The sequence below is a fragment of the Pseudomonas sp. FW306-02-D09B genome (assembly GCF_058782685.1).
The window spans coordinates 40,240-62,438 of record NZ_JBYSXY010000011.1 but is presented as its reverse complement, the minus strand read 5'-3'; the positions used below and the strand labels follow the sequence as shown (position 1 = coordinate 62,438).

The following is a 22,199-nucleotide window of genomic DNA, read 5'->3' as shown; positions in this document are numbered from 1 at the left end:
AAATCAGCGTCTTTCAGGCTCCACCGGTCAGCGTTGTTCGATTGGCACGAACTTGCGCTGTTCGACGCCGACGTACTCGGCGCTCGGGCGGATGATTCGGTTATTGGCACGCTGTTCGAACACATGCGCCGCCCAGCCGGTCAGGCGCGAGCAGACGAAAATCGGCGTGAACAGCTTGGTCGGAATGCCCATGAAGTGGTATGCCGAGGCATGGTAGAAGTCCGCGTTGGGGAACAGCTTCTTCTGTTCCCACATGGTCTTGTCGATGGCTTCGGACACCGGGAACAACACGGTGTCGCCGACTTCGTCAGAGAGCTTTTTCGACCAGCCCTTGATCACTTCATTACGCGGATCGTTGTCTTTGTAGATCGCGTGACCAAAACCCATGATCTTGTCTTTGCGCGCAAGCATGTCGAGGGTGCCTTTGATCGCCTCTTGCGGCGACGCGAAGCGCTCGATCATTTCCATCGCCGCTTCGTTGGCGCCGCCATGCAGCGGGCCGCGCAGGGAACCGATGGCCGCGGTAACGCAGGAGAACAGGTCGGACAAGGTCGATGCGCACACGCGGGCGGTGAAGGTCGATGCGTTGAACTCGTGTTCCGCATAAAGGATCAGCGAAACGTTCATCACCTTGACGTGCAGCTCGCTCGGCTTCTTGTCGTGCAGCAGGTGCAGGAAGTGCCCGCCAATCGACTCTTCATCGGTCACGCAGTTGATGCGTTTGCCGTCATGGCTGAAGCGATACCAGTAGCACATGATCGCCGGGAACGCGGCCAGCAGCCGGTCGGTTTTGTCATGTTGCTCGGAGAAGTCATGCTCCGGCTCAAGGTTGCCGAGGAACGAGCAACCGGTGCGCATCACGTCCATCGGGTGGGCGTCGGCCGGGATGCGTTCGAGCACTTCCTTCAGGGCTTGCGGCAGGTCACGCAGCTTGCTCAGTTTGTTGATGTAGGCGGCCAGTTGCGCCTTGTTCGGCAGTTCGCCGTACAACAGCATGTACGCCACTTCTTCAAAATGCGCCTGGGCCGCCAATTCGCGAACGTCATAGCCGCGATAGGTCAGGCCTGCGCCCTCTTGCCCTACGGTGGACAATGCGGTTTGCCCGGCCACCTGGCCACGCAGACCGGCGCCACTCAATACTTTTGCTTCGGCCATTGCTGTCTCCAATCTTGAATTTGTTAGGGAATCTGCAACATCTAAACGATGAATCGAGTATTGCCGATCAACCCTTTTTCTGGGCAAACAACGCATCGAGCTTCTGCTCGAAGGTGTGGTAATCGATGCGATCGTAAAGCTCCATGCGGGTCTGCATGGTGTCGATGACGTTCTGTTGCGTACCGTCGCGACGGATCGCGGTGTAGACGTTTTCCGCTGCTTTGTTCATCGCGCGAAAGGCCGACAGCGGGTACAGCACCAGCGACACATCGGCGGCTTTCAGCTGTTCGGTGGTGTACAGCGGCGTGGCGCCGAACTCGGTGATGTTGGCCAGGATTGGCGCTTTGACGCGGCTGGCGAACAGCTTGTACATGTCCAGTTCGGTGATAGCTTCCGGGAACACCATGTCGGCGCCGGCTTCGATGCACGCCGCGGCGCGATCCAGTGCCGACTCCAGACCTTCCACCGCCAGGGCGTCGGTGCGGGCCATGATCACGAAGCTGTCATCGGTGCGCGCATCGACTGCCGCCTTGATCCGGTCGACCATTTCCTGCTGGGAAACGATTTCTTTATTCGGGCGATGACCGCAGCGTTTGGCACCAACCTGGTCTTCGATATGAATCGCTGCCGCGCCGAACTTGATCATCGACTTCACGGTGCGCGCGACGTTGAATGCCGAGGAACCAAAACCTGTGTCCACGTCCACCAACAGCGGCAGGTCGCAGACATCGGTGATCCGGCGTACGTCGGTCAACACGTCATCGAGCCCGGTAATCCCCAGGTCCGGCACACCGAGAGAACCGGCAGCGACCCCGCCACCGGACAGATAAATAGCCTTGAAACCGGCGCGTTTGGCCAGCAGCGCATGGTTGGCGTTGATCGTGCCGACCACTTGCAAAGGATGCTCGCTGGCAACCGCATCGCGGAAACGCTGGCCTGGTGTGCTCTTGTTCGAACTCATGACTCACCTCGTGGAGTGGCTGTCTGATGGGCTCCGTCCTGATAGTGACGGGCGATATTGCGTTTTGAAGCGCCGATGTGACGACGCATCAACAACTCGGCCAATTCACCGTCACGGTCGGCGATGGCATCGAGAATCCGGTGGTGCTCGGCAAACGCCTGGCGCGGCCGATTGGGCGTGGCGGAAAACTGGATGCGGTACATGCGCACCAGCTGATACAGCTCGCCGCAGAGCATTTGCGTCAGCGTGCGGTTGCCGCTGCCTTGAATGATTCGGTAGTGAAAGTCGAAATCGCCTTCCTGCTGGTAATAGCCGACGCCTGCCTGAAACGCCGCATCGCGCTCATGGGTTTCCAGCACCTGACGCAACTCGTCGATTTCTTCGGTGGTCATGCGCTCGGCGGCCAGACGACAGGCCATGCCTTCCAGGGACTCGCGAATTTCGTAGAGCTCAAGCAGTTCGGCGTGACTCAGCGACACCACCCTCGCCCCTACGTGCGGGACGCGGACCAGCAGGCGTTGACCTTCGAGACGATGGATCGCCTCACGCAACGGCCCACGACTGATGCCGTAAGTGCGCGCCAGTTCAGGCTCGGAAATCTTGCTGCCCGGGGCGATCTCGCCTTTGACGATGGCCGCCTGAATGCGTCGGAAGACGTTTTCGGAAAGGGTTTCCGAATCGTCTGACGCCATCACCGGGGGATCAAGTTGATCCAGCATATTGTCGACACCTCATAAGCCAATGCGCCAAAAACTAACCAATATCGCGCAACCAGTCAAAGGAAAAAGAACTATTGTCGACAATCGTCTAATAAACGCCGTAAGTAAAACCTAAGTAAAGGACTGACCCGCGGCTGGCGCCATAAAACCACCGTGCTAGAATGCCGCCCGCATTTGTCTGTCATCTTTTTATGGCAGGCACTAGAAGGAGCTTGTGCAGCAATGCCAGTCGCCTTGAACTGAAGAACGGACGGCGCCGCGCCAGGATCTATGAGACTCAAGCCCTTCACCCTGTTGATCTGTCTACTCCTCTGCCTGCCAGGTCTCGCTATCGCGGGTGAAAAGACTGTGTACGGTCTCAACGAATACGCGCAGTTGGCAGGAATCGACCTGGAAGTCGCGGCCAAACTCGACACCGGGGCCAAAACCGCCTCCCTCAGTGCCCGTGACATCAAGCGCTTCAAACGCAATGGCGAATCGTGGGTGCGCTTTTATCTGGCCATCGACACCGCCCACTCGCACCCGATCGAGCGCCCATTGGCACGCGTCAGCAAAATCAAACGCCGCGCTGGCGACTTCGATCCCGAGGAAGGCAAGCAGTACACCGCTCGCCCGGTGATCGAGCTGGATATCTGCATGGGCACGGCGTTGCGCAGCATAGAAGTTAACCTGACCGACCGAAGTGCATTCCAATTCCCGCTCTTGATCGGTTCCGAAGCCTTGAAACGCTTTGATGCGCTGGTCGACCCGAGTCTTAAATACGCTGCTGGCAAACCCGCCTGCGCCGTCGACGCTCATACCGCAGAGTAATGCCCATGCGCTCCCTTACCCTCCACCTGAAAATCCTGATCACCCTATTGGTGGTGCTGGGCCTTTCAGTTACGGCCTATCAGATTTTCGTGCTGGGCATTCCGGTGACCGAAGACGCCACCGACGACTTGTGGAACATCGACGCCAAGGTCGAGTTCGTCGCCAGTGCCAAGGACCCGGTCAAGATCCAGATGTTCGTGCCACCGCTGAGTCGCGACTACGTCAGCCTCAATGAAAGCTTTATCTCCAACAACTATGGCGTTGCAGTCAACCGCGTCGACGGCAACCGCAAGGTCACCTGGTCGGCACGCCGGGCCAAGGGCAACCAGACGCTTTACTACCGCCTGGTGCTGACCAAGCGCTACACCGGTGAAAAATCCAAAGTCAAAGGCCCGACCTTCCGCGACAGCATCGCCGTCGAAGGCCCGGAGAAAGTCGCCGCCGACGCCCTGCTCGCGCCGATTCGCCAGCACTCGGCAGACGTCGAGACCTTCATCGGCGAAGCGATCAAACGCGTCAACAATTCCAATGACGACAATGCAAAACTGCTGCTGGCCGGCGATCCGTCACCAGCGCACAAAGCGAAAATCGTCGAACTGCTGCTGTCCATCGCCCACGTACCGTTGGAAAAGGTCCACACCATCCGCCTGGTCGCCGATCAGCCGCAAACCCCGGAGCTCTGGCTACGTAGCTTCAACGGCACTGACTGGCTGTACTTCAACCCGGAAACCGGCGAGCAAGGCCTGCCCACCGATCGCCTGCTGTGGTGGACCGGCGATGACAACCTGATCACCGTCGAGGGTGGCAAGAAGGCCAACGTCACCTTCAGCCTGAACAACAGCGAAATGAACGCCATTCGCCTGGCCAAGCTGACCGACGAAAATACCGACGCCAGCTTCCTCGATTACTCGCTGTACGGCTTGCCGCTGCAAACCCAGCAAACCTTCATGATCATGGTGATGATCCCGATCGGCGTGCTGGTTATCCTGATCCTGCGCAACCTGATCGGCTTGCAGACCCTTGGCACCTTTACCCCGGTGCTGGTTGCCCTGGCCTTTCGCGAAACCGGGTTGGGTTTCGGCATTACGCTGTTTACAGTGATCACGGCACTGGGGCTTTCGTTGCGCTCCTACCTTGAGCACCTGAAGTTGCAAATGCTCCCGAGGCTGTCGGTGGTGCTGACCTTCGTTGTGGTGCTGATTGCCGCCATCAGCCTGTTCAGCCATAAACTGGGGCTGGAGCGTGGGCTGTCGGTAGCGCTGTTCCCGATGGTGATCCTGACCATGACCATCGAACGCCTGTCGATCACCTGGGAAGAACGTGGCGCCGGGCATGCGCTGAAAGTCGCGATTGGTACGCTGTTCGCCGCCTCTCTGGGACACCTGATCATGAGCATTCCGGAACTGGTTTATTTTGTGTTCACCTTCCCGGCGATCCTGTTGATCCTGGTAGGTTTCATGCTGGCCATGGGTCGCTATCGCGGCTACCGCCTGACCGAGCTGATGCGCTTCAAAGCCTTCGTCAAGGCCGATTCGTAATGTTTGGTTTCTGGAAGACCTGGAAGGCCCTGCACGCCCGGGGCATCATGGGCATCAATCGGCGCAACGCGGACTACGTACTCAAGTACAACAAGCGCAGCCTGTATCCGATTGTCGATGACAAGATCATCACCAAGGAACGTGCAATCAAGGCCGGCATTCACGTGCCGGAGATGTACGGCGTGATCTCCACCGAGAAAGAAATCGACAAACTCGGCGAAATCATCGGCAACCACAGCGACTTCGTGATCAAACCGGCACAGGGTGCCGGCGGTGACGGCATCCTGGTGATCGCCGACCGTTTCGAGGGCCAGTACCGCACGGTTTCCGGAAGGATCATCAGCCATGAAGAAATCGAGCACCAGATCTCCAGCATTCTGACCGGCCTGTATTCCCTGGGCGGTCACCGCGACCGCGCGCTGATCGAATACCGGGTGATTCCCGACCAGATCTTCAAAAGCATCAGCTATGAAGGCGTGCCGGACATCCGCATCATCGTGCTGATGGGTTACCCGGTGATGGCCATGCTGCGCTTGCCCACCCGGCAATCCAGCGGCAAGGCCAACCTGCACCAGGGCGCTATCGGCGTCGGTGTCGACCTGGCCACCGGCATGACCTTGCGCGGCACCTGGCTGAACAAGTTCATTCTCAAACACCCGGACACCACCAACGCGGTAGATGGCGTGCAACTGCCCTACTGGGACGGCTTCATGAAGCTCGCCGCCAGCTGTTATGAGCTGTGTGGCCTGGGCTACATCGGTGTCGACATGGTGTTGGACCAGGAAAAAGGTCCGCTGATTCTCGAACTCAACGCACGGCCCGGGCTAAACATTCAGATCGCCAATGATTGCGGGTTGACCACGCGCACTCATGCAGTCGAGGCACGCCTGGAAGAGCTGAAAGCCAGAGGGATTACCGAAACACCGCAAGAGCGCGTGGAGTTTGTTCAGCACATGTTCGGGAATATCCCCTCGGCCGAAGGCTAAGCGTTTGTGGCGAGGGAGCTTGCACCCTCGCCACAGGGTTTGTGCAGTCGCACATGATGTATCTCTTCCCGACATCCCCTCTAGGAGCAAATCCCGCAGAGGACTACAATCGCCACCCCCGCCTCGATGGCTGATCTGCCCCGCTCATGTTGACCTGCTCCGTATACCCGCTTCCCTATCGCGCCAACCCCGCCGAGTATTTCGCGGCGATTCGCCATGCCCCGGGCAGCGTACTGCTCGACAGTGGCCGACCGATTGCCGAGCGCGGACGCTATGACGTGCTCAGCGCCTGGCCAGTGGCAACACTGGCGGTTTCGCCTGACGAAAGTGGCGGCGCATTCCTGCAACGCCTGCGCGACACGCTGGCCCGGCTCGGCAATGCAGCGATCCCGGCCCCCTACGAATTACCGTTCGCGGGCGGCTTGATCGGCTACCTCAGTTACGATTTCGGCCGTCACCTGGAGGCCCTGCCCTCCCAGGCTCACGATGACCTGCAACTGCCCGACGCGCGCTTCGGCCTGTATGACTGGGCGTTGATCAGCGATCACCTGACCGGCAGCAGTCAGTTGGTGTTCCATCCCAACCTGATCGAATCCGAGCGCCAACGTCTGATCGAACTGTTCAGCCAGCCCGCGACTGCAGCGACCGCACCGTTCACCCTGAGCGGCGCCATGAGCCCCGACCTCAGCGCCAGCGACTATCAGCAGGCGTTCGTGCGTATCCAGCAGTACATCCAGGCCGGCGACTGCTATCAGGTCAACTTCGCACAACGCTTTCGCGCACAATGCCAAGGCGATCCGTGGACCGCGTATTGCGCGCTACGGGCAGCTTGCCCAACACCGTTCTCTGGCTTCCAGAGCTTGCCCGACGGCGGCGCGGTGCTGAGCCTGTCGCCAGAGCGTTTCGTCAAAGTCAGCGAAGGCCACGTAGAAACCCGTCCGATCAAAGGCACCCGTCCGCGCGGCCAGAACGCTGCCGATGACGCGGCCAACGCTGCCGAACTGTTGGCCAGCCCCAAGGATCGCGCGGAAAACCTGATGATCGTCGACCTGTTGCGCAACGATCTGGGCCGCACTTGCCGCATTGGCTCGGTGCGCGTGCCTGAGTTGTTCAGCCTGGAAAGCTACCCCAACGTGCATCACCTGGTGAGCAGCGTCACTGGCGAATTGGCTGACAACAAAGATGCCCTGGACCTGATCGCCGGCAGCTTCCCCGGTGGCTCGATCACTGGAGCACCAAAAATCCGCGCCATGCAAATCATCGACGAGCTGGAACCAACCCGCCGTGGTTTGTACTGCGGTTCGTTGCTGTATCTGGACGTACGCGGGGAAATGGACAGCTCGATCGCCATCCGTAGCTTGCTGGTCAAGGATGGCCAGGTCTGCTGCTGGGGCGGCGGCGGGATCGTCGCCGATTCGGACTGGCAGGCCGAATATCAGGAGTCCATCACCAAGGTGAAGGTGTTGCTCGAAACCCTGCAAGGCCTTTAAAAACACGCGAACAGAACCATTGTGGCGAGGGGGCTTGCCCCCGTTGGGCCGCGCAGCGGCCCAGAAATCTTCATTCGTGTTTATCAGATACACCGCATGCACAGGATTTACGACTGCTGCGCCCGAGCGCGGACCGGCCGACGGGGGCAAGCCCCCTCGCCACAGTTCCTCGGCGTCCTTTACAGGCTCAGCTCACGATTTGAAGCCTTGAGAAACTCCTGCTTCAGCTCGGCAAAGCTGTGCACCGCCGGGAACTGCGGGAACTCGCGGATCACGTTGTCTGGTGCGTGGAACAGGATTCCGGCGTCCGCCTCACCCAGCATGCTGGTGTCGTTGTACGAATCACCGGCGGCGATCACCCGATAATAGAGGCTCTTGAAGGACAATACCGACTGACGCTTGGGATCTTTCTGACGCAGTTGATAGCCCGTCACTCGACCGGTGTCATCCGTAATCAGACGATGGCAGAGCAAGGTCGGGAAGCCCAGTTGACGCATCAGCGGCTGGGAAAACTCGTAGAACGTGTCAGAAAGAATCACCACCTGGAAGCGCTCGCGCAGCCAGTTGACGAACTCGATGGCACCGTCGAGTGGCTTCAAGGTGGCGATCACTTCCTGAATATCGGATAGCTTCAGGTCGTGCTCGTCGAGGATGCGCAGGCGCTGCTGCATCAGCACGTCGTAATCGGGAATATCCCGGGTGGTTGCCTTGAGGGATTCAATCCCGGTTTTTTCGGCAAAGGCGATCCAGATCTCCGGGACCAACACACCTTCCAGATCGAGACAGGCAATTTCCACAAGACACTCCCATTTGTACTGATTATTGAGTTGAGCGAGCAAAAGGACTGCCGAACTCTAGCGAGACATACCGACCGACGCAACGCAGAGGAGCGCCCCTGTCTTCTCGGGATTTTGCTACCATCGCCACCATATAGAGCGCTTAGCGCCACCGACCTGTAGGAAACCGCCCTGATGAGCCCATCGTTCGACGTCACTGAACTCGCCGCGACCTATGCCACCAAATCCGCCCAGGAGATTCTCAAACTCGCCTTTGCCGAGTTCGGGGACGACCTGTGGATCTCCTTCAGCGGCGCCGAAGACGTGGTGCTGGTGGACATGGCCTGGAAAATCAACAAGAACGTAAAGGTCTTCAGCCTCGACACCGGACGCCTGCATCCGGAAACCTATCGCTTCATCGATCAGGTGCGCGAGCACTACAAGATCGAGATTGAACTGGTCTCCCCGGACCATACAAAGCTCGAACCGTTCGTCAAAGAAAAAGGCCTGTTCAGCTTCTACAAGGATGGCCATGGCGAATGCTGCGGCATCCGCAAGATCGAACCGCTGCGCCGCAAGCTGTCCACCGTCAGCGCCTGGGCCACCGGCCAGCGCCGTGACCAGAGCCCGGGCACCCGCAGCCAGGTTGCCGTACTGGAAGTCGACAGCGCGTTTTCAACGCCTGAGCGCACTCTGTACAAGTTCAACCCGCTGGCACAAATGACCAGCGAAGAGATCTGGGGCTATATCCGCATGCTGGAGCTGCCGTACAACAGCCTGCATGAACGCGGCTTCATCAGCATTGGCTGTGAACCGTGCACCCGCCCGGTACTGCCAAACCAGCACGAGCGCGAAGGTCGCTGGTGGTGGGAAGAAGCCACGCAGAAAGAATGCGGCTTGCACGCAGGCAACATCATCCAGAAAGCCTGATCCCCGCCCTGCGAAATCCCCCCGTGGGAGCCACGCTCCCACATCAGCTCCGTGTCGTATGCAAAATTTGCAATCATATGGAGATCCCATGTGGGAGCGTGGCTTGCCCGCGATGGCAGCACCTCGGTCCTGCGCCAAGCTCAAACAGCGCTGAACCGCTGCGCCAATTGCTGCTCGGCAAACTGCTCGATAATGAAATCCACGAACGCCCGCGTTTTCCCCGGCAACAGTTTGTGTTCGGCATAGTAGATCGAGATATTGCCATCATCGACGTACCAGTCCGCAAGCACGCGCTGCAAAGTGCCGGCATTCAGGTAGCCGACCGCAAACGGCATGCTCACCAACGCAATCCCCAAGCCTTGCGCCGCAGTAGCGCAAGCCGCTTCGGAGTCACTCATGGTCATCCGCGCCTTGAGGCTCAGCGGGCTGTGTTCCTGACGACGGCTGGTCAGTTGCCAGGAACGCACGCGGCCGGTCTGCGGTGAACGAATCAGAATCCCGTCGCAGTCACTTAAATCATCCGGCACACGAATCGCCTCGCGCTGCGCCAGATAATCCCTGGATGCCACCAACACCCGGTGAGCCGGCGTCAGCTTGCGCGCCACCACCCCTGGCGGCAGTTCAAAACCGCCACCAATTGCCGCGTCAAAGCCTTGGCCGATCAAATCGACCTGGCGGTTATCAAAATGCCAATCCGGATTGATCGCCGGAAAACGCCGCAGAAACTCACCCAGCAACGGCACGATGTACAGCCGCCCAAACACCGTGCCCATGCTGACTTTCAGCGTCCCGGCCGGACGCCCTTCAGCGCTGGCCAGATTGGCCACGGCATTTTGAATGGTGTGCAGACTGGCACTGACTTCGCCGAGAAACAACTGACCGGCTTCGGTCAACGTCAGGCTGCGTGTACTGCGCTGAAACAGCCGAACACCCAGGCGCGCCTCAAGTTTGGCGACACTTTTGCCTACCGCTGCGGGGGTCAGGCTCAAGCGCCGCGCGGCTTCGGCGAAGCTGCCGACCTCGGCGCTGCGCACGAAGCATTCGATACTGCTGAAGGTTTCCATGGCCGCCACTATAAACTTCTGGTTTACACAGACTATAGCAATGACCGTCTACACAGGGGGTAATCCAGTATCGATACTAGGCTCCATCAACCGAGACATTTCGCCTCGGGACTTTGGAGATAGACATGACCACTCAGAACCTCAGCGGTAAAGTAGCTCTGATCCAGGGCGGTTCCCGCGGTATCGGCGCCGCCATCGTCAAACGCCTGGCCGCTGAAGGCGCAGCGGTTGCCTTCACTTACGTCAGCTCGGCTGCCAAGGCTGAAGAATTGCAAAACAGCATCACTGCTACCGGCGGTAAAGCTTTGGCCATCAAGGCCGACAGCGCTGATGCGGCCGCCATTCGCAATGCCGTCAACAGCACCGTCGAAACCTTTGGTCGCCTCGATATTCTGGTCAACAACGCCGGTGTGCTGGCCGTCGCCCCGCTGGAAGACTTCAAACTCGAAGACTTCGACCAAACCCTGGCGATCAACGTACGCAGTGTGTTCATCGCGACTCAAGAAGCGGCCAAACACATGACCGCAGGCGGTCGCATCATCAACATCGGCAGCACCAACGCCGACCGCATGCCCTTCGCCGGTGGCGGCCCTTACGCCATGAGCAAGGCGGCGCTGGTCGGCCTGACCAAAGGCCTGTCCCGCGACCTGGGCCCACGCGGTATCACCATCAATAACGTGCAGCCTGGCCCGGTCGATACCGACATGAACCCGGCCCACGGTGAGTTCGCCGAGAGCCTGATCCCGTTGATGGCTGTTGGTCGTTATGGCACTGCCTCCGAGATCGCCAGTTTCGTTGCTTACCTGGTCGGCCCGGAGGCCGGCTACATCACTGGTGCCAGCCTGAGCATCGACGGTGGTTTTGGCGCCTGATTCAGCATTTTTGCAGCGTAAAAAAACGCCGGGCAACCCTTGATCAGGTTGCCCGGCGTTTTGTCGTTCAGCGTTTGCCCGTTACATCTGTTCGAGTGCCGGTAAGCCATACGCGTGCGGCTGGAACGCTTTTAACGTACGCAGAATGCTGTCGGCATGCGCGTACTTTTCGTCGGCCATGGCCGCATCCGGTACGGCAATCGCGGTCATTCCCGCCGCTTTTGCTGCTGTGACGCCAAATGGCGAGTCTTCAAACACCAGGCAATCTTGCGGCGCCACACCCAAACGTTGCGCAGCGATGAGGAAAATATCCGGCGCTGGCTTGGCCGCGCCGACCTCAGGGTCATCAGCGGTCACAATGGTGTCGAACAGCGCAAACCAATCGCCATGCAAGGTGGTTTTCTGCCCGAATGACTGACTCGAAGAGCTGGTGCCCACGGCAATCGGAATATTGTTCGCCTTCAAATGCTGAACCAGCTCCTGCGCCCCCGGCATCGCCAGCGCACGCGGGAAACGTTCACGCATCAATGGCTCGCGGATCAGCAGAAACTCTTCGGCGCTGATCGGCAGCTCCAGCGCCTCGACGACATAGCGCGCCAGATCGCCAGCACCGCGGCCGATGATGTTCTGCTTGATGTGCCAGTCGAAAGTTCGGCCGTAGCGTTCAGCAATGATTTGCGTGACCTCGGTGTAGATACCCTCGGTATCGAGCAGCAGACCATCCATATCGAAAATCACGGCCTTGATCGGGCCGAAGTCGAGCGGTGCATTCATCGCATCTGATCCGTTATCAACACAACATTCCGGGAAGCGGCTCAGGTACGGCCAGTGCCTTGGTCGACCGAAAAAAGGATCGACCAAAGGGCACAGCAGCATAACGAGCGCGGCTCACATGCGGCAACTGTTTGCCGCCCCTCCCCCTCAGATCACGGCCTAGGGTGTGTAGTGAGCGCAGGGAAAGCGCCGCACGGTAACTTATAGAAATATAAGAAAATCATTGCAAAACTTATGGAAGACTTATTAAGCTCTCATGAACGAAATCTACTGGACCCGCAAAGCCGTAAAGCAACTGCTCAGGGTACACACGGAGCACCGGGTGCAAATCCGCGATGCCGTAACGCAGTTGGAGCGCATGCCCGACGCAATCAACGTCAAGGCGCTGGCCCTGCACAATTGCGGGTATCGCCTGAGAGTCGGTAACTACCGGGTTCTGTTTGACTGGGACGGCTCGGTCCAGGTGGTCAGCATTCAAGAGGTCAAAAAACGTGACGAACGCACCTACTGACATACAAATCATCAACGGCCCGGACGGTGAGCCGGCCTTTGTGGTCATCCCCTACCAGCAGTATGTCGCTCAACACGGCGGCACCGAGCTGATTCCTCATCAGGTGGTCAGCCGTATTGTCGACGGTGCCACCCCAATCCGCGCCTGGCGCGAACACTTGAACCTGACGCAGGAAGAAGTGGCAAAGCGAATGGGGATTTCACAACCTGCGTTCGCCCAGCAGGAGGCGGTAAACAAACCGCGCCGAGCCACTCGGGAAAAGATCGCCATGGCGTTCGGGATCAGGGCTGATCAGCTGGAGTTGTAAAGTCCGGGTCATTGCAGGCTCTGGATTCAGGTAGCGCACTTGCATGGGGTGCCAGGGGTCGAGTCACCCAAAACGAAAAAGCCCGGCAATCAGCCGGGCTTTTTCAAATCGTATCGCTGGAACCAGTGCGCTTACTTGCCCATGAGCGCGCCGCCGGCTGCGCCACCAAGGCCAGCACCAATGGCGGAACCGGTCTTGCCGCCTAGCGAGTTGCCGATGACCGAACCACCTGCTGCACCTACACCACCGCCGATTGCTGCTTTAGCGCGATGGCCCTTTTTCGCGCCGGCAGCACTGCCTGCAGCGCCTGCAACACCTGCACCGATCGCCGCGCCGGTGCTGCCACCGAGCTTCTGACCGACCACATTACCCAGCGCACCACCCAAGCCGCCGCCGAGCGCTGCGCTGCCATCACCGGCCATTGCGCCTTGAGCGACCAGAAGACCCAGAACCAGAGCAGGCAAAGTTAAACGCATGACATGAACCTCAAAAAGGGTACTGATTAGTAAAAAACCGGATGCTAAAAAGGGCCGTCGGTTCAGTCAATGAACCGGCCCAACCCTCATGAGCGCGAGGGTTGGACAGTTTATACGCAAAGAGTTTTATCGCAGACAAAAAAAAAGCCCGCTGGGGAGACGGGCTAATGGAATTGCTTTTTAACGGATGAGTTGAGCCTACGGATATGCTTGTGAAAGAAGCGTGAAAGAAACGCCCGAAAATCAATAATGTTGATACCGCGCATGACACGTCACAAGCTCCCACTAACCTCCTGCACCACGCCACACGCTCAGACACCACTCAAAAAAAACCCCGCTCAAGGCGGGGTCAGTCTAATTTTCAATTACTTGCGTACAGGCACGGAGACCTTGGGCATAAACGGCTTTGCGGTGTTTTTTGTCACCGCTGGCAGCCTGGCCTTGCCCGGTTTGGTCGGTGTTTCACCAAACCCCGCCACATAATCCGTCTGGCCACATTGCACACAATTGTTGACCGGATACTCAGCGCCATCATCTTCAATGTAAGGAATGCTCATCTATCAGTCCCTCCAGACAGATCGATACCGGCAAGCAATTGATTGCCTAAAAAAATACCGACCTCCAAGGTTTCTGAGACTAGCCGGTCATTCCCAGACCAATGATTCAAATACGCAACACCCGACGAACGGCCAGGAAAAGCCTCTGACTTCCTCTACCTGTTTCTGACAGATAAAACGTCAATCAGCCTATTTGAGCGTCACCGCCGTTCCGGTCACAAACACCACCAGCATGCTGCCCCTGCCCGAGGGCATACTGATCTCGAAGTCCACCCCGACCACCGCATCAGCCCGAAGACTCTGCGCACGCTCCTTGAGCTCATCCGTTGCCTGGGCTCGCGCCTCCTTCAACGCCCTTTCCAACGTCTGGGAACGCCCGCCGAAGAAATCCCGCATTCCGGCGAACATATCCCGCACAACGTTGATGCCCTGCACGGATTCGGCGCTGACAATGTCCAGGTAGGCTGCGATCTGACGGCCTTCGATGGATTGAGTGGTGGTTATGATCACGTGGCATTCCTTTATTGACTGAGTGTCAGCCATGCTGCTGGCTGAAGCTGGAGAGACATACATACTAAGGACTAAGTTCATCCCGCGGTTTTGATGTTGGGTGCACAGGAGGTCGTATGACGGTATTTTTGCTGCTGTACCTATGCACTGACGCCTCCCGCACTGACTGCCAGGTGATACCCGTGGAACACTGGGTACACGCTGATGCTTACAAACAATGCATGGCAGCAGCCAAAAAGCTGACGATCGATCTCACCGCCAAGAATCGAAAGAGCAATTACTTTGTCTGCGAAACTCAAGTCGGTCAGTGACCGCCAATGAAGACACCTGTTAGTGTTCTTGCATCAGGAAAAAGTCGCCAAGCCGTCTCGACGGATACACCCCATGCCCAGCAACGCCGCTTCGACAGCCTCATCCAACGGCGTATGCGGCTCGCGACCCAGCACCTCGATCAATCGCGCATTGTCCATTTGCACTGGCGTGCGCCACAAATAACGCATTTCCAGCATTTCACGGAAGGTCACGACAAAAGGCGAAGCCAGTGTCAGCAACCACCACGGGAACGCTGTCACACGCGGCTCCATGCCTGCGTGCCGATAAACAACACGCTGGATAGCACGGCTCATTCGAGTACCGTCGGTATCCAGATGACCAGCCATATGAAATCTTTCGAAGGCTTGGAGAGTGGTGCGGCGCTCCAGCAACTCGACCATGGTCCGCGCAACGTCAGGCAGATAGGCCCACTGGTGAGCAACGCCCTGCTCACCTGGATAACTCACTGCTTTGACGGGTATCCCCGGCTTGATCAAGCCGAGGGAAAACCAGTTGCTAGCGGCTCGCGGCCCGAAAAAATCTCCGGCGCGAACGATCAACGCACGAGCACCATTGTCAGCAGCCTTGCGCAAGCGCTGCTCCATCTCCACCCGAATAGCGCCTTTTCGGGTAAGCGGCTGCTGCGGTGAGCTTTCATGCAATACCGGAAAAGCATCAGGGCCAAAGTTATAAACCGTGCCGGGCAGCACAATGGTTGCACCCTCGATCACGGCCGCAGCGATGGTGTTGTCGAGCATCGGCAACACCAGCTCCGGCCATCGACGATAGCCCGGCGGATTGACCGCATGCACAATCACCGAGCAGCCTTTCGCGGCCTCGATAACCTCCTGCCGATTCAGCGCATCACCGCGTAACCACGTGATGTCCGCTTGTTGATCGACAGCTTTTTCGAGATGACGTGTTAGCGCGCACACCTCCCAACCGGCGTCTTTCAATTGACGCGCCACTTCCCCGCCAATCCCTCCTGTCGCTCCCAGTACCAGCACTTTATTGCCGTTCATGCCTGACACCTCAAGGTTATAGAGGGCTTGATCCTGAGCGAATGGACGCTATAGATAAATTGCAGAAGATCAGCGTGACGCTATACATTTATGCATGGCATCGAATATTGGTTGGGAGCTCTATCGATCCTTCCTGGGCGTACTCAATGAAGGATCGCTGTCGGGCGCGGCGCGCTTGCTCGGCATCACACAGCCAACGGTCGGCCGGCACATCGCCGCGCTCGAAAAAGCGCTGGATGTCGTTTTGTTTACACGATCACAAACAGGGCTGATGCCCACCGAAGTGGCACTGACCCTGCGCGCCCACGCACAAACCATGGAAAGTACAGCGGCCTCGATTGAGCGAGCCGCCTCAAGTCAAGGCGCGGCTGTACACGGGATTGTCCGTATTTCAGCCAGCGACGTGATTGGCGTCGAAGTATTGCCGCCCATCATCACCCGGCTTCGCCAACAACACCCGGCGTTGAAAGTAGAACTCGTACTGACTAATCGTGTGGTCGATCTCTTGCAGCTCGAAGCCGACATCGCCGTGCGCATGATGCGCCCCCGTCAAGAGCAGCTGGTGGCGCGTCGGATCGGTAAAATCGAACTTGGGCTACATGCGCGTGCCGAGTACTTGAACCAACATGGCATGCCGCGCGACCTCAACGAACTGGCCGGCCATTCGATCATCGGCTACGACCAGCCGAACGCCTTTATCCGCAATATCACCAAGTCCATCAAAGGCATTGACCGCCAGCTCTTCTCACTGAGCAGCGACAGCGATCTGGCGCAGCTGGCATTGATACGCGCGGGGGCCGGCATCGGCTTCTGCCAGGTTCCGCTGGCCAAGCGTGATGCAGCATTGCAACGCGTGCTGTCGACGACGTTTTCGCTGGGACTGGACACCTGGGTCACCATGCATGAAGACTTGCGCAATAGCCCGCGATGCCGCGCGACCTTCGACGCGCTGGTTGAAGGGTTGCAGCAGTATGCAAGTCCGGATGGGCAGGATGATTGAGATAGCGCCTTAGGCATCCACTCCAGTTACAATTTGATACCTATTCACTCCTGCAGACTCACAGCCATGACTGAAGACTTCGAAGTCCCCAGCCCCCACGAAAAGCATCTGGAACACGCGACCGAACACGCCCAGGCCCGTGGGGACAGTTTCGCCAGCAAGATAGCGGTGATGACGGCGATCATGGCAACCATCGGCGCCATGCTCAGCTATCAGGCGGGCTCCACGGAAAGCGAAGCGGCCATGGACAAGAACAACGCCGCCATCAAGAAAACCGAAGCCTCCAACGAGTGGAATTACTACCAGGCGAAATCCAGCCGACAAAACCTCTCTGAACTGGCGATACACATCCCCGGCCTCGATGCTGCGCACTACACCGCCGAAGCGCAACGCTACAAAACCGAAAAAGAAGAAGTGCGCAAGAAAGCGGAAGCCCTCGAAGCAGAAGCTCGCGAGTGGGATGAAAAATCAGAATTGGTATTGCACCAGCATCACCGTTGGGCACAGGCAATGACGGCGATTCAGATTGCCATTTCGCTGGCAGCGATCACTTTGTTGACGCGTAAGGAGTGGCTGAAACGGGTCGCGTACAGTGCCGCTGGCATTAGCGTCGTGCTGGGTTCGCTGGCGTGGTTGCATCTATGAGTTTATTGAGGGGGACGACATCAGGTCATCCCCCTTCGACCCGGCTTTTTGGCAAGCAGGCAATCAATAAACAATCGTGACCAGAACAGACAGCCAAAGCAGTGGTGCGCGCATCCGGCATCATTCCAACGTCAATTCATCAGGCAGGAATTACAAACAGTCGTGCACCGACTTCATCAGAGCGCGGGATTTGGCCCACGGCGGGCCTTGATACAGCGATACGCGGCTCCCATTCTTGTACTTCACGATATCCAGCGTCTCATCGGCCGTCACAACGCTCGGCGCAGTAATCCGGTAGCCGTTTGAAATCGAGGTCTGGGTGGTTTTAGGAATCTCGCGCTGCCAGGCCGGCAGAACGCACTGGGCGTAATCCTTGGGAACCTTGGCAGTGATCTCGCTGACATTTGGTTCTCCCGGAACCAAGGAGGCCGGCAAAGAGCACCCCGCCAACGCTGCAACAGCAAGCGCACCTATCAAAATTCGCATAATTATTCTCTGCAATAAAATGTGGCAAATGTAACGCGAGGCCGGGTAGACATCCAGCGTAATTAAGGGAACGCACTGTTGCATTATTGAGAACAAACCTATCGAAAAGGAACGTCTTCAAGCGTTTCTGAAAATCGCTCTGCTTCTTTTCGCAAACCCCGCCACGCGTGGGTTTCCTGTTATCTGCCCTTCCCTTGCACGCCAATGCCTCAGCCTTGAGGATATTTGGCGTACACCACCGAACTCGACTTTACTTTTATTGATGCACCCAAGAGTTTCTTCACAACACTCACTTTCGGGAGCCCAGTCATGAACACCCGTCTATTCGCACTGGTCGTCGTGCTGTCCGCGGTGGCTGGATGCAGCTCCGAGACATCGGTCTATCGAGAGCAACCGCTGGTCGCAAAAGTAGAAATGGGCATGAGCAAGGATCAAGTCCAGCAAATCGGCGGCAAGCCTTTATCAATCAGTGATCGCACCGTCGAGCCCGGCACCTGTTTTGACTACATGCTCACGCAAGCCGGCCAAAAGCACACGTTCAATGTCAGTTTTGATGGTCGAGGCAAAGTCGACCACAAGAGCTTTATGACGTGTGCGGAATGGAGTCATATGCAGCAAAAGGCCAGAGAGCCATCTGGCAGTACGGGCGGCGGGATGGGTGGTGGCGGTTATTAGCCTATGACAGCCCTGCCCTCACGGTCTTCTATCTCCCTCTCCGACATCAGTTCAACAGTATTTCGTCGCAGAGTCGTTGACGCGCCCCTTTTTGGGGCGTGGAATATTCTGGATCTGTTGACGTTTGGTGGCGAACCGGGTTGCGATGCCCTACATCAAATGGGCCGCCGCAGCGGTCATCACAAAACATCAATAGCCCCTGATGCAACAGATGTCGGGAGGATTTCCACATGGCTAAAATCAATGTTCTAGCTGGTGATTTTCTTCATGGAGTGGGGGCGTACGACTCCGGTGTGGTCAGTATCGAGACAGCGCTCTATCCGTGGCCAGGTATCAGTGTCCCGGTTACCGATATCAAACACATTAACGTCATAAACCAAACTCCGATCGCACTGACACAACGCTGTGCCGGTATGGGCTTGGCCGCTGCGATGGCTATTGCCCCCACCTGGTCCGTGACAGACACCGCCATGACCCGGGCTGATGCAGACGTGACGTTCTGGATTGAGCTCAGGGATGGCAGGAAAATGCTCTGCCTGACAGATATCGACACCTATCGACATCTGGAAGCGGGATGCTCGCACCCCATCTCGGGACTCGACCAAGAGGAGAGATGACAATGGCCGACGGCAGCCTGATCAACACCGCAGTGACCGCAGCCACCGTGCCGATCAGGCCAGTCGCAACGGCAACCGGATACCAAAAAGTTTCACGGGTCATCCTGCCGGCCGTGTTTTGATTCATTTTCTACCCCATCAGTTAAGCCGTATCACCCCCGTAGCAGCTGGCGAAGCCTGCTGCTACGGGTCATGCATCGTGCCCTGAATCTATTAACTGACCAACATTGGTCAATGGGCTGCTTTTGTTAACTGTACTATCCAAACGCATCTGCCCTGCGCGTCTTGTACCACGCCAACCCCACCTGCTTCAGGATCAGCGTGGCACTGTTGCCATATACGCAGAGAATCAGGTTATCGATTGAACCGCTCGACCAGTGAGTACTGAGTGGCCGCCGTTTTAGTCAGCTCGTTGCTGAGCTCTGCCGAGTGATGGGCTTGCTCTGAAGTCTGATCTGCCAGGTGCGCAATGGTGCTGATATTGCGGCTGATTTCCTCGGCAACGGCGGTTTGCTCTTCGGTAGCGGCCGCAATCTGAGTGGTCATGTCGGTGATATTGGCTACTGCTTCGCTGATACCCACCAACGCCTTGTCTGCTTCAAGTACCCACGCCACGCCCTCTTCGGCCTGACGATGACCACTTTCCATGGTCTGCACAGCGTTATTGGAGGACGCCTGGAGCTTGGTGATCAGGCCGTGGATCTGTGTCGTCGACTCAGACGTGCGCTGCGCCAGCTGACGAACCTCGTCAGCCACCACGGCGAAGCCTCGACCCATATCGCCAGCACGTGCCGCTTCGATCGCGGCATTCAGGGCCAGCAGGTTCGTTTGATCGGCAATGCCCTTGATCACGTCGACGACTGTGCCGATTTCATTGCTGTCCTTGGCCAACTGCGCCACCGTTTGCCCGGTTTCACCGACCACCGCGGAAAGACGCTCGATGGCTTCTCGGGTGTCTCTGGCCACATCGCGTCCGCGCCCGGTCAGCTGGTTAGCCTCCTGGGTGGCGTCAGCGGTGCGCTGGACATGGCTCGCGACTTCCTGCGTAGTCGCCGCCATTTGATTGACCGCCGCGGACACTTGCTCGGTTTCGACACGCTGGCGATCAAGACCTTGTGAGCTATCGGACGCCAGAACGTTGGACCTTCCGGCAAGCCCACTGAGTTGCTCAGCAGTGTCTTGAAGGCGCGTCAGGCAGGTTTTCAGCCGTGCAGTCTGACTAACAAAAGCCGTTTCCAAACGTGCTTGAGGCCCGCGCTCATCGCTGTACATCTGAGCGATGAGTTGATCGGACGTGGACGGTTCAGCCATCCGCAACAGACGCAAAGTGCTTTGCTTTTGCCAGCGGGACGTCATCAGGCCGAATGGAACCGAGACGCCTGCCGCGACGACAAAAGCCAGCGTGGAATCGAGGAACATCCCCCCCAAAGTGCCCACCAGCCCCATAACCAGATACGGCAGGCAATCCTGGAGGACAGGTTGCCACTTGTCTCGAGTGGGAATGGCCGGCTTTCCCTGACTGATGCGCTTGTAGAGGGCTTCGGCGCGGCGGATCTGTTCGGCGGTAGGTTTGACCCGGACCGACTCAAAACCAACCACTTGGCTGCCTTCAAAAATCGGTGTGACGTAAGCGTTGACCCAGTAGTGATCGCCATTCCTGGAGCGGTTCTTGACGATCCCCATCCAGGGATTGCCTTGCTTGAGAGCGCCCCACATATGGGCAAAAACGGCGGGTGGCACATCAGGATGGCGAACGATGTTTTGAGGGGCGCCAATCAGATCGGCCCGGTCGAAACCACTGATCTCGACGAAGGCGTCATTGCAGTAAGTGATGACGCCTCGGGCATCGGTTGTCGAGATCAGTTTTTGTTGAGGTGCAAGCGCGATTTCACGTTGTGTAACGGGTTGGTTGTTTCTCATTCCTACTGCTCCCTGTGTCCTGTAAAAGTGCCATCGGCAGGCACCAGGAAAAGGTTAGCCGTATTTTTCAAAAACTCTTTTAATAACAATGAGTTGCATTACTCAAACTCCATTAAATTGGATCCAAAAGCGTGCCGCTATATCATTGAATACCCTGGATAAATAGCGTTTCAAACAGGCTGGAGACTTTCATGGACGACCTGAAAGCTCGCATCATTTCCATACATGCGGAATGAGATATCAGGCCTGCCCACCGAATATTTGCGAAGGCCATCTCTATCGATTGGCATCAGGTCAACCAACGGCGGCCGGAATGGAATGCGCGTTGGAGCAAGACGATCGAGCGGTAGGCCTCTTCGGTTAACGCCTGCAAAAAAAAAGCACAAGCAAAAGACCCGTAGCGTGGATCGCACTCAAAAGATGAAACAAGTCCTTACTCTGAACACCCAGTGCGTGCCGCGTGGGGCGACGCATTGGAGTGGCAGTGGTCAGAGTAGGATAAGATGCCCGTAAATCAGGCTCGCCATGAGTAGCCCCGCATGACAGATAACAGTCGGAACACCACCCGTCTGATCAAGAAGTACCCGAATCGCCGTCTATATGACACGCACACCAGCAGTCATTTGACCCTTGCGGATATACGCCAGTTGGTCGTCGATAAAATCCCGTTCGAGGTGGTCGACGCCAAGACCGGCGAGGATCTGACCCGAAGTATTTTGCTGCAGGTCATTCTGGAAGCCGAAAGTGGCGGTGAGCCGATATTCTCCAGTGAGATGCTCATGGGGATTATCCAGTTCTACGGTCCCTACCAGAGTGTCCTCGGCAGCTACCTGGATAAAAGCATCCAGACGGTCATCGACATCCAGTCCCAGACCGGAGCTCAGTCCTCTGAAGCCTGGAGTGAGTTCATGCACCAGCAAGCACCGGTCATGCAGGATTTGATGCGCCAGTATGTAGACCAGTCGAAAGCCCTCTACCTGAACACTCAGAACCTCTTCGGCCTGTTCGGCGGCATGCCACCAGGCAAGCCGGGTGCCGGTGGCAGGACGAAAAAAAATGGCGATGGGGAGTAAACCCATCGCCATC

General features: G+C 57.6%; 26 protein-coding genes. 14 read left to right on the top strand and 12 right to left on the bottom strand.

What is annotated here, in order from left to right:
* Nucleotides 1-27: 27 nt before the first annotated feature.
* From prpC to AC3WK5_RS18715, 3 genes are all read right to left on the bottom strand, one after another.
* The gene (gene prpC, locus AC3WK5_RS18725; protein ID WP_054593261.1) at nucleotides 28-1,155 is read right to left on the bottom strand and encodes a bifunctional 2-methylcitrate synthase/citrate synthase; all 1,128 of its coding nucleotides are present in this window, start codon (nucleotides 1,153-1,155) and stop codon (nucleotides 28-30) included.
* Nucleotides 1,156-1,222: 67 nt separating this feature from the next.
* Nucleotides 1,223-2,116: a methylisocitrate lyase gene (gene prpB / locus AC3WK5_RS18720; protein WP_054593262.1), complete on the bottom strand. Its 894-nt coding sequence runs from the start codon at nucleotides 2,114-2,116 to the stop codon at nucleotides 1,223-1,225.
* A complete protein-coding gene (locus tag AC3WK5_RS18715) occupies nucleotides 2,113-2,835 on the bottom strand; it encodes a GntR family transcriptional regulator (RefSeq protein WP_019689463.1) in 723 nt (240 codons plus the stop codon). The genes prpB and AC3WK5_RS18715 overlap by 4 nt, the downstream gene beginning before the upstream one ends.
* 270 nt (nucleotides 2,836-3,105) lie before the next feature.
* Here AC3WK5_RS18715 and rloA point away from each other — a divergent pair, with 270 nt between their 5' ends.
* The 4 genes from rloA (at nucleotide 3,106) to pabB (ending at nucleotide 7,659) form a co-directional block, all read left to right on the top strand.
* The gene (rloA, locus tag AC3WK5_RS18710) at nucleotides 3,106-3,645 is read left to right on the top strand and encodes a retropepsin-like aspartic peptidase RloA (RefSeq protein ID WP_103315381.1); all 540 of its coding nucleotides are present in this window, start codon (nucleotides 3,106-3,108) and stop codon (nucleotides 3,643-3,645) included.
* A gap of 5 nt (nucleotides 3,646-3,650) precedes the next feature.
* On the top strand, nucleotides 3,651-5,183 hold the full coding sequence (rloB, locus tag AC3WK5_RS18705; RefSeq protein ID WP_054593264.1) for an osmotic stress tolerance membrane protein RloB: 1,533 nt from the start codon (nucleotides 3,651-3,653) through the stop codon (nucleotides 5,181-5,183).
* Nucleotides 5,183-6,169 carry an alpha-L-glutamate ligase-like protein gene (locus tag AC3WK5_RS18700; RefSeq protein WP_103315382.1) on the top strand — a complete coding sequence of 329 codons (987 nt, stop codon included), beginning with the start codon at nucleotides 5,183-5,185 and terminating at the stop codon, nucleotides 6,167-6,169. The genes rloB and AC3WK5_RS18700 overlap by 1 nt, the downstream gene beginning before the upstream one ends.
* A gap of 146 nt (nucleotides 6,170-6,315) precedes the next feature.
* A complete protein-coding gene (gene pabB, locus AC3WK5_RS18695) occupies nucleotides 6,316-7,659 on the top strand; it encodes an aminodeoxychorismate synthase component I (RefSeq protein ID WP_103315383.1) in 1,344 nt (447 codons plus the stop codon).
* A gap of 179 nt (nucleotides 7,660-7,838) precedes the next feature.
* Here pabB and thrH read toward each other — a convergent pair whose 3' ends face one another.
* A complete protein-coding gene (thrH, locus tag AC3WK5_RS18690; protein WP_054593267.1) occupies nucleotides 7,839-8,456 on the bottom strand; it encodes a bifunctional phosphoserine phosphatase/homoserine phosphotransferase ThrH in 618 nt (205 codons plus the stop codon).
* Between the two features lie 174 nt (nucleotides 8,457-8,630).
* On the opposite strand from thrH, the gene AC3WK5_RS18685 reads away from it, so the two are divergent.
* The gene (locus AC3WK5_RS18685; RefSeq protein WP_103315384.1) at nucleotides 8,631-9,365 is read left to right on the top strand and encodes a phosphoadenylyl-sulfate reductase; all 735 of its coding nucleotides are present in this window, start codon (nucleotides 8,631-8,633) and stop codon (nucleotides 9,363-9,365) included.
* Nucleotides 9,366-9,505: 140 nt separating this feature from the next.
* Here the strand turns inward: AC3WK5_RS18685 and AC3WK5_RS18680 are convergent, their stop codons facing one another.
* Entirely contained in the window at nucleotides 9,506-10,429 is a 924-nt protein-coding gene (locus AC3WK5_RS18680; RefSeq protein ID WP_103315385.1) for a LysR family transcriptional regulator, read from the bottom strand.
* 125 nt (nucleotides 10,430-10,554) lie between these two features.
* On the opposite strand from AC3WK5_RS18680, the gene AC3WK5_RS18675 reads away from it, so the two are divergent.
* Nucleotides 10,555-11,301, top strand: a complete 747-nt coding sequence (locus tag AC3WK5_RS18675; protein WP_054593270.1) for a 3-oxoacyl-ACP reductase family protein — start codon at nucleotides 10,555-10,557, stop codon at nucleotides 11,299-11,301.
* Nucleotides 11,302-11,382: 81 nt separating this feature from the next.
* On the opposite strand, the gene AC3WK5_RS18670 is transcribed toward AC3WK5_RS18675, so the two are convergent.
* On the bottom strand, nucleotides 11,383-12,075 hold the full coding sequence (locus tag AC3WK5_RS18670) for an HAD-IA family hydrolase (protein WP_103315386.1): 693 nt from the start codon (nucleotides 12,073-12,075) through the stop codon (nucleotides 11,383-11,385).
* Nucleotides 12,076-12,331: 256 nt separating this feature from the next.
* Between AC3WK5_RS18670 and AC3WK5_RS18665 the strand changes: the two genes are divergently transcribed.
* Entirely contained in the window at nucleotides 12,332-12,586 is a 255-nt protein-coding gene (locus tag AC3WK5_RS18665) for a type II toxin-antitoxin system RelE family toxin (protein WP_103315387.1), read from the top strand.
* Entirely contained in the window at nucleotides 12,567-12,893 is a 327-nt protein-coding gene (locus AC3WK5_RS18660; RefSeq protein WP_019689429.1) for a helix-turn-helix domain-containing protein, read from the top strand. Before AC3WK5_RS18665 ends, AC3WK5_RS18660 begins: the two co-directional genes overlap by 20 nt.
* Nucleotides 12,894-13,024: 131 nt before the next feature.
* On the opposite strand, the gene AC3WK5_RS18655 is transcribed toward AC3WK5_RS18660, so the two are convergent.
* The 3 genes from AC3WK5_RS18655 to AC3WK5_RS18645 all read right to left on the bottom strand — a co-directional run bounded on the left by AC3WK5_RS18655 (nucleotide 13,025) and on the right by AC3WK5_RS18645 (nucleotide 14,436).
* Nucleotides 13,025-13,369: a hypothetical protein gene (locus tag AC3WK5_RS18655; RefSeq protein WP_054593274.1), complete on the bottom strand. Its 345-nt coding sequence runs from the start codon at nucleotides 13,367-13,369 to the stop codon at nucleotides 13,025-13,027.
* Nucleotides 13,370-13,734: 365 nt separating this feature from the next.
* Nucleotides 13,735-13,926 (bottom strand): hypothetical protein, encoded by a 192-nt coding sequence (locus AC3WK5_RS18650; protein WP_054593275.1) that lies wholly within the window; start codon nucleotides 13,924-13,926, stop codon nucleotides 13,735-13,737.
* Between the two features lie 189 nt (nucleotides 13,927-14,115).
* Nucleotides 14,116-14,436 carry a YbjQ family protein gene (locus tag AC3WK5_RS18645; protein WP_054593276.1) on the bottom strand — a complete coding sequence of 107 codons (321 nt, stop codon included), beginning with the start codon at nucleotides 14,434-14,436 and terminating at the stop codon, nucleotides 14,116-14,118.
* Between the two features lie 116 nt (nucleotides 14,437-14,552).
* Here AC3WK5_RS18645 and AC3WK5_RS18640 point away from each other — a divergent pair, with 116 nt between their 5' ends.
* Nucleotides 14,553-14,747 carry a hypothetical protein gene (locus AC3WK5_RS18640; RefSeq protein WP_054593277.1) on the top strand — a complete coding sequence of 65 codons (195 nt, stop codon included), beginning with the start codon at nucleotides 14,553-14,555 and terminating at the stop codon, nucleotides 14,745-14,747.
* Between the two features lie 33 nt (nucleotides 14,748-14,780).
* On the opposite strand, the gene AC3WK5_RS18635 is transcribed toward AC3WK5_RS18640, so the two are convergent.
* Nucleotides 14,781-15,770 (bottom strand): SDR family oxidoreductase, encoded by a 990-nt coding sequence (locus AC3WK5_RS18635; RefSeq protein WP_103315388.1) that lies wholly within the window; start codon nucleotides 15,768-15,770, stop codon nucleotides 14,781-14,783.
* A 94-nt stretch (nucleotides 15,771-15,864) separates the two neighbouring features.
* Here AC3WK5_RS18635 and AC3WK5_RS18630 point away from each other — a divergent pair, with 94 nt between their 5' ends.
* The gene (locus AC3WK5_RS18630; protein ID WP_103315389.1) at nucleotides 15,865-16,770 is read left to right on the top strand and encodes a LysR family transcriptional regulator; all 906 of its coding nucleotides are present in this window, start codon (nucleotides 15,865-15,867) and stop codon (nucleotides 16,768-16,770) included.
* A 66-nt stretch (nucleotides 16,771-16,836) separates the two neighbouring features.
* The gene (locus tag AC3WK5_RS18625) at nucleotides 16,837-17,415 is read left to right on the top strand and encodes a DUF4337 domain-containing protein (RefSeq protein WP_054593280.1); all 579 of its coding nucleotides are present in this window, start codon (nucleotides 16,837-16,839) and stop codon (nucleotides 17,413-17,415) included.
* 150 nt (nucleotides 17,416-17,565) lie between these two features.
* On the opposite strand, the gene AC3WK5_RS18620 is transcribed toward AC3WK5_RS18625, so the two are convergent.
* On the bottom strand, nucleotides 17,566-17,901 hold the full coding sequence (locus tag AC3WK5_RS18620) for a hypothetical protein (protein ID WP_103315425.1): 336 nt from the start codon (nucleotides 17,899-17,901) through the stop codon (nucleotides 17,566-17,568).
* A gap of 309 nt (nucleotides 17,902-18,210) precedes the next feature.
* Between AC3WK5_RS18620 and osmE the strand changes: the two genes are divergently transcribed.
* Both osmE and AC3WK5_RS18610 read left to right on the top strand, forming a co-directional pair.
* Entirely contained in the window at nucleotides 18,211-18,576 is a 366-nt protein-coding gene (gene osmE, locus AC3WK5_RS18615; protein ID WP_103315390.1) for an osmotically-inducible lipoprotein OsmE, read from the top strand.
* 230 nt (nucleotides 18,577-18,806) lie between these two features.
* On the top strand, nucleotides 18,807-19,193 hold the full coding sequence (locus AC3WK5_RS18610) for a hypothetical protein (RefSeq protein WP_158248911.1): 387 nt from the start codon (nucleotides 18,807-18,809) through the stop codon (nucleotides 19,191-19,193).
* A 354-nt stretch (nucleotides 19,194-19,547) separates the two neighbouring features.
* Here AC3WK5_RS18610 and AC3WK5_RS18605 read toward each other — a convergent pair whose 3' ends face one another.
* The gene (locus AC3WK5_RS18605) at nucleotides 19,548-21,113 is read right to left on the bottom strand and encodes a methyl-accepting chemotaxis protein (protein ID WP_103315392.1); all 1,566 of its coding nucleotides are present in this window, start codon (nucleotides 21,111-21,113) and stop codon (nucleotides 19,548-19,550) included.
* A gap of 539 nt (nucleotides 21,114-21,652) precedes the next feature.
* On the opposite strand from AC3WK5_RS18605, the gene phaR reads away from it, so the two are divergent.
* Nucleotides 21,653-22,186: a polyhydroxyalkanoate synthesis repressor PhaR gene (phaR, locus tag AC3WK5_RS18600; RefSeq protein WP_103315393.1), complete on the top strand. Its 534-nt coding sequence runs from the start codon at nucleotides 21,653-21,655 to the stop codon at nucleotides 22,184-22,186.
* Nucleotides 22,187-22,199: the final 13 nt, after the last annotated feature.